The following is a 6,480-nucleotide window of genomic DNA, read 5'->3' on the forward strand; positions in this document are numbered from 1 at the left end:
GTTTGCAGCAGCTAGGAGCGCGGCATGGAGGAGGCACTTGCCCGCATCGCCGACGCGCTGGAACGCATGGCGCCTGCGCCCGGCGCCCACGCCGATGTGCGCGCCCATCCCGCCTATCTGTGGCGCGGCACCACGCTGCAGTCGGCGCGGCACTTTGCGCCGCTGCCGCTTGACCTGCTTACCGGCATCGATGCGCAAAAGGCTGCCTTGCTCGCCAATGCGCGGCGGCTGGCGGAGGGCGCTGCGGCGCACGATGTGCTGCTCTGGGGCGCCAAGGGCACCGGCAAATCCGCGCTGGTCAAGTCCGTGGTGGGCGCGCTGCAGCGGGAAGGGTTGGATCTCGCCCTGGTCGACGTGGCGGCCGACCATCTTGATACGCTGCCCGCCCTGTTCGACCTGCTCGGGGACGCCGGGCGCGGCTTCATCCTGTTCATCGACGATATCGGCTTTGAGGCAGGCGGCGCCGACACCCGAATCCTGCGGTCGCTACTGGAAGGCGGCGCGGAAGCGAGGCCGGGCAACGCCCGGCTGCACGTCACGTCGAATCGCCGCCACATCGTCGCGCGCGACATCGACGAGCAGTCCAGCGCCATCAACCCGCGCGACGTGGTCGACGACCGGCTCGCGCTCGCCGACCGCTTCGGCCTGTCGCTCGGCTTTCACGCGCTCGATCAGGAGACGTATCTCGCGATCGTCGCGCGCTATGCCGATGCCTATGCGCTGCCGTTCGACGCCGCCGACGCCCTGCTATGGGCGACCGCCCGCGGCGCCCGCTCGGGCCGGGTCGCCTGGCATTATGTGACCGAACTCGCCGGCCGGGCGGGACGAAGCCTTTAGGCCTTCACCTTCTCCTTCTGCGCTTCGAACGCGTCGCCCATTTCCTTGCGCTCCGCGGTGTCGAAGTCTTCCTTCACCTGGGCGAAGATCTCATCCTCTTCCTCCTCGATATGATGTTCGAGGATTTCCATCATGACCTTGGCCTCGGCGCTCCATTCGGGCGACATCGGGTCGGCGCCGGCCTTGAGCTTCTTCAGCAGCGTCTCGGCGAGCATGTGCTCAGTATAGCCTTCATGCCCTGATTCCTGTTCTTCTTCCTCGCCGGTCGCGATCAGGGCATCGTAGACCACCTTCTCCTCGGCCTTGGAATGGCGGGTCAGCAGCTCGGCGAATTCGGTGAACAGCCGCTTGCGCTCCTCGCCATCCTCGCTCTTGTTGACCGCGCGGATCAGCTTCTTGAGCTGCTGGTGATCGGTCTTCAGCGCCTTGGTGATTTCCATCTCGATCCTCCGTTGCGAAGGCAGAACGAGCGACATTGAGCGCGGTTGCCTGTCGTTCGTCGAACCGCGCTGGCGAGGCGGGGGCGGGCGGCTAGAAGCCGGCAAAACAGCTTGAGGGGATTATCATGGACCGTCGCGCCTTTCTGACCAGCTCCGCCCTGATCGCGGGAACCACGCTGCTGCCCAGCCGCTTGCTGGCCCAAGGCACAAGCGGTGACGCCGCCGCCAATGCGCTGTTCGAGCAGATCTTTCAGGAAGCCGTAGCGCGGTCGCCCGAACTGGCCACGTCCCTCGGTCTCGATCAGGGCCCGCTCGCCGCGCTGAAGAGCCAGTTGAGCCCGGCAACCGCCGAGGAGCGGCAGAAGGAGCTGGCGCTGACTCGCCAGGCGCTGGCGCGGCTGCGGGCGCTGAACGGCCTGTCGCCCGCCAATCAGCTGAACCGCGACGTCATCGTCTATCAGCTGGAGGGGCAGGAGGTCGGCCCGGCGCGGTTCGGCATCGACAGTGTCGTCCGGCCCTATCCGATCTTCCAGCAGGGCGGCTCTTACTTCTCGACGCCCGACTTCCTGAACTCGGCGCATACGATCAAGACCTCGGCCGATGCGGAGGCCTATCTCTCGCGGCTCGAAGCCTTTGCTCGCGTGCTGGACGAGGAGACGGAAGAACAGCGTGCCCAGGCGGCGCGCGGATTCCTGGCGCCGGGCTGGTCGCTCGACCTGACGCTCGGCCAGATGCGCAAGCTGCGCGGCACGGCGCCGGAGAGCTCGACGCTCGTCCAGTCGCTCGTCACGCGCGCAAAGGCGGCCAACGTCGCCGGCAATTGGGGGCCGCGCGCCAGCCGAATCGTCGCCGACAAGGTCTATCCCGCGCTTGACCGGCAGATCGCCGCCATTGAGGCGCTGCGGCCGACGACGCGGCCGGGCGACGGCGCGCAGCGGCTGCCGCAAGGCGATGCGATCTATGCGGCCGCGCTCCAGCAGATGACCACCACGACCATGTCGCCCGACGAAGTGCACCGGATGGGCCTGGCCCAGGTGGCGGAAATCAGCGCGCAGCTGGACAAGATCCTGCGCGCCGAAGGGCTGACGCAGGGTGAAGTCGGCGCGCGGCTCGCCCAGCTGAACGTCCGGCCCGACCAGCTTTACCCGAACTCGGCGGAAGGCCGGGCGGCGCTGATCGAGGGGCTGAACGACGATGTGCGGCGCATGAACGCCCAGCTGCCGCGCTTCTTTGCGACAGTGCCGAACCAGCCGCTCGAGATCCGCGCGGTGCCCGTCGAGATCCAGGACGGCGCGTCGAACGGCTATTATCGTCGCGCCTCGCTCGACGGCTCGCGGCCGGCCATCTACTTCGTCAACCTGAAGGATGTCGGCGACTGGCCGAAATACACGCTGCCTTCGCTCAGCTTCCACGAAGGCACGCCGGGCCATCACCTCCAGATCAGCATCGCGCAGACCTCGAAGGACATCCCAACGCTACGCAAGATCGGCGGTTTCTCGGCCTATTCGGAAGGCTGGGCGCTCTATGCCGAAAGCGTCGCCGACGAGGCGGGCGTCTATCGGACGCCGCTGGAGCGTGCGGGCTTCCTGCAATCCTATCTGTTCCGCGCGACGCGGCTCGTCGTCGATACCGGCCTGCATTCAAAGAATTGGAGCCGCGAAAAGGCGACCGACTATATGGTCGCGACCACCGGCTTCGCCCGCCCGCGCACCCAGCGCGAGGTCGAGCGCTATTGCACCCAGATCGGCCAGGCCTGCAGCTACAAGGTCGGCCATGGCGTCTGGTCGCGGCTGCGCGCCGAAGCGGAGAAGGCGCAGGGCGCGCGCTTCGACGTGAAGCAGTTCCACGAGGTGCTGAAGGACGGCGCGATGCCGCTGACTATCCTCGAGCGCCATGTGCGGGAGCGGATGAAGACCGCCTAACAGGTCAGGAGGCGAGCGCCTCCACCTGTTCGGCCAGTTCGAGCCAGCGCAGCTCGGCCGCGTCCTTCTCTTCGCGCGCCTGGTCGATTGCGGCCGTCAGCGCGGCGAAGCGCTTCGGGTCGCGAGTGTAGAGGTCGGGGTCGGCGAGCGCCGCTTCGTCGCGCGCGATCTGCGCTTCCAGCTCCTCGACTCGCTTCGGCAGCAGGTCATAGTCGCGCTGGTCCTTGAAGCTCAGCTTCTTGTTCCCCGGCGCAGGCCGGGGCCCAGGCTGCGGTGTCTTCTGGGCCCCGGCCTTCGCCGGGGAACGGGCAGGAGCCGAGGAGCGCTGCCGCACCCAATCTTCATAGCCGCCGGCGACCACGTCGACCTTGCCGGAACCGTCCAGACCCAAAGTCACCGTCACCGTGCGATCGAGGAAGTCGCGGTCGTGGCTGACGATCAGCACCGTGCCGTCATAGTCGGCGATGACTTCCTGCAGCAGGTCGAGCGTCTCGAGATCGAGATCGTTGGTCGGCTCGTCCAGCACCAGCAGGTTCGACCGGCGGGCGAATTCGCGCGCCAGCAGCAGCCGCGACCTCTCCCCACCCGACAGCGTGCCGACCCGCGCATCGGCGAGGCCCGGTTCGAACAGGAATTCCTTCAGATAGCCGTGAATGTGCTTTTTGGTGCCGAGCACTTCGATCCAGTCGCCGCCATCGGCGAGCACATCGCGTACGCGCTTGTCGGGCGCGAGCAGGCTGCGCTGCTGGTCGATGATCACGCCGTCCAGTGTCTTGGCGAGCGTCACTTCGCCTTCGTCTGGCTGCAGTTCGCCGGTCAACAGCTTCAGCAAGGTCGTCTTGCCGGCCCCATTCGCGCCGACGATGCCGATCCGGTCGCCGCGCTGGATACGCAGCGAAAAGTCCTTGATGATCGTGCGCTCGCCAAAGCGCTTGGTGACCTTGTCCGCCGTGATCACGGACTTGGTGCGGATATCGTCAGTGCCGATGGCGAGCTTGGCGGCGCCTTGTGGCCCCAGCATCGCCGCGCGCGCGGCACGCATCTCGTTGAGCTTCGCGAGCCGGCCCTGGTTGCGGCGGCGGCGGGCGGTGACGCCGCGCTGCAGCCAGTGCAGCTCCAGCTTCAGCTTGGCGTCGAGCTTCTCGGCCGCGCGCGCCTCTTCGGCATAGGCCTTTTCCTGCCACGCTTCGAAGCCGCCAAAGCCGACATCGGCGCGCCGCAGATTGCCGCGATCGAGCCACAGGGTCGACCGCGTCAGCCGCGTCAGGAAGGTGCGGTCGTGGCTGATGACCAGGAAAGCGCCCTTGAACCGGTTCAGCCACGCCTCGAGCCAGTCGATCGCGCCGAGGTCGAGATGGTTGGTCGGCTCGTCCAGCAGCAGCACGTCGGGATCGAGCGCGAGGGCGCGGGCGATCGCCGCGCGGCGCCGTTCGCCCCCCGAGGCAGTGGCGGCCGGTCGGGAGAGGTCGAGGCCGATCTGGTCGGCAATGGCTTCGACTTCGTGGAGCTGCGGAGCCATCGCGCCGCCGAGCGCATAGTCGCGAAGCGTCTGGAACGCCGAAACGTCCGGATCCTGTTCCAGCAGCACGACATTGGTGCCCGGTACGATCGTCCGCCGCCCTTCGTCCGCCTCGATGCGGCCCGCGAGCAGCTTCAGCAGCGTGGTCTTGCCGGCGCCGTTCCGCCCGATCAGCGCCAGCCGGTCGCGCTGTCCGACATAGAGGTCGAGATTGCGAAACAGCCAGCCGGAGCCCTGGACGAGACCGAGATTTTCAAAAGCGAGCACGGGTGCAGACATGGGCGCTGCCCCTATCAGCTTGGCTGAACGAGCGCCAACGGCCGCATTCATGGGCTATTCAAAGCCTTGTCACTAACCGCTATGCCCATGACCCGCATGACGCGTATCGTCTCTTTGGCGCTTGTTGCGCTCGCCCTGGCGGCCCCGGCTGCCGGGCAGCGGCGGGGTGACCAGTATCAGGCATTCGAAGCCCGGAAATCGGGCCGGGTGCTTTCGTTGCGTGACATCGAGGATCGGGTGCTGCCACGGATGCGCGGGAGCACCTATCTGGGTCCTGAATTCGATGGCGGCGTTTATCGCCTGAAGTTCATGCGTGCCGGCACGGTGATCTGGGTCGATATCGACGCCCGCACCGGCGCGGTGATCGGCCGGTCCGGCTTTTGAGGGGTAATCAATGCGCGTTTTGATCGTCGAAGACGAACCAAGCCTCGGGGCCCAGCTCCGCAAGACGCTGGAAGGCGCCGGCTATGCCGTCGACCTGGCCGATGACGGCGAGGACGGACATTTTCTGGGCCAGACCGAGACCTATGACGCGGTGGTGCTCGATCTCGGCCTGCCGACGATCGACGGACTGACCGTGCTCGACCGCTGGCGCAAGGAAGGCCGCGCCATGCCGGTCCTCGTGCTGACCGCGCGGGACAGCTGGTCGGACAAGGTTGCCGGGCTCGACGCCGGTGCCGACGATTACCTTGCCAAGCCGTTCCAGTCTGAAGAGCTGATCGCCAGGCTCCGCGCGCTGATCCGCCGCGCCTCCGGCAACAGCAGCTCGGAGCTGACCGCCGGTGACGTGCGCCTCGACACCCGTTCGGGCAAGGTCACGCTCGCCGGGGAGCCGGTAAAGCTGACCGCGCAGGAGTATAAGCTCTTGAGCTATCTGATGCACCACAAGGGCAAGGTGGTCAGCCGCACCGAGTTGATCGAACATATCTACGACCAGGATTTCGACCGCGATTCGAACACGATCGAAGTGTTCGTGACCCGCATCCGCAAAAAGCTGGGCCAGGACGTGATCACCACGATCCGCGGGCTCGGCTACAGCCTCGAAGACCCCAATGGCTAATCCGAGCTCCTCCCCGGAACGGGGAGGCGCAGCCGGTGGAGGGGCCGCAGCGAAGCGAGGAGGCCAACCCTCCGCTTCGCTCCGGGCCCCTCCACCATGCTCCGCATGGTCCCCCTCCCCTTACCGGGGAGGAGCAAGGTAAGCGAAAATCCACCGGTTCGCTGAGCCGCCGCATGATCCTGATCGCGGCGGCCTGGATCGGGCTGCTGCTGCTGGGCGGCGGTTTGGCGCTCGACCGGGTGCTGAGCAACGCGATCACGCGCAACTTCGACGACTCCCTCAATTATGTGCTGACGGCCATGGTCGCCTCGGCGGAGATCGGGCCGGCGGGCGAAGTGCTGCTCAACCGGCCGCTCGGCGACCAGCGCTTCCTGGAGCCGAACTCCGGCCTTTATTATCAGATCAGCGGCAAGGGCTTCGAGC

6 protein-coding genes and 1 pseudogene are annotated in these 6,480 nt (G+C 66.8%); 5 read left to right on the top strand and 2 right to left on the bottom strand.

Annotation, left to right across the window (positions count from 1 at the left end; genetic code table 11):
* Positions 1-24 precede the first annotated feature (24 nt).
* A complete protein-coding gene (locus HJG53_RS11525; RefSeq protein WP_171130637.1) occupies positions 25-837 on the top strand; it encodes an ATP-binding protein in 813 nt (270 codons plus the stop codon).
* Here the strand turns inward: HJG53_RS11525 and HJG53_RS11530 are convergent.
* Positions 834-1,277 carry a hemerythrin domain-containing protein gene (locus tag HJG53_RS11530; protein WP_171130638.1) on the bottom strand — a complete coding sequence of 148 codons (444 nt, stop codon included), beginning with the start codon at positions 1,275-1,277 and terminating at the stop codon, positions 834-836. The two genes, HJG53_RS11525 and HJG53_RS11530, sit on opposite strands and share 4 nt — an antisense overlap.
* A 125-nt stretch (positions 1,278-1,402) precedes the next feature.
* Here HJG53_RS11530 and HJG53_RS11535 point away from each other — a divergent pair, with 125 nt between their 5' ends.
* Positions 1,403-3,199: a DUF885 family protein gene (locus HJG53_RS11535; protein WP_171130640.1), complete on the top strand. Its 1,797-nt coding sequence runs from the start codon at positions 1,403-1,405 to the stop codon at positions 3,197-3,199.
* 4 nt (positions 3,200-3,203) lie between these two features.
* Here HJG53_RS11535 and HJG53_RS11540 read toward each other — a convergent pair whose 3' ends face one another.
* Entirely contained in the window at positions 3,204-4,997 is a 1,794-nt protein-coding gene (locus HJG53_RS11540; RefSeq protein ID WP_171130642.1) for an ABC-F family ATP-binding cassette domain-containing protein, read from the bottom strand.
* Between the two features lie 87 nt (positions 4,998-5,084).
* Here HJG53_RS11540 and HJG53_RS11545 point away from each other — a divergent pair, with 87 nt between their 5' ends.
* From HJG53_RS11545 to HJG53_RS11555, 3 genes and pseudogenes are all read left to right on the top strand, one after another.
* Positions 5,085-5,381, top strand: a complete 297-nt coding sequence (locus tag HJG53_RS11545) for a PepSY domain-containing protein (RefSeq protein WP_171130644.1) — start codon at positions 5,085-5,087, stop codon at positions 5,379-5,381.
* Positions 5,382-5,391: 10 nt separating this feature from the next.
* On the top strand, positions 5,392-6,057 hold the full coding sequence (locus HJG53_RS11550) for a response regulator transcription factor (RefSeq protein ID WP_171130646.1): 666 nt from the start codon (positions 5,392-5,394) through the stop codon (positions 6,055-6,057).
* A 173-nt stretch (positions 6,058-6,230) separates the two neighbouring features.
* Positions 6,231-6,480: pseudogene (locus HJG53_RS11555) on the top strand (sensor histidine kinase N-terminal domain-containing protein); the annotation flags it as partial.

The sequence above is a fragment of the Sphingomonas sp. ID1715 genome, from assembly GCF_013044515.1.
Classification (GTDB): domain Bacteria; phylum Pseudomonadota; class Alphaproteobacteria; order Sphingomonadales; family Sphingomonadaceae; genus Sphingomonas_B.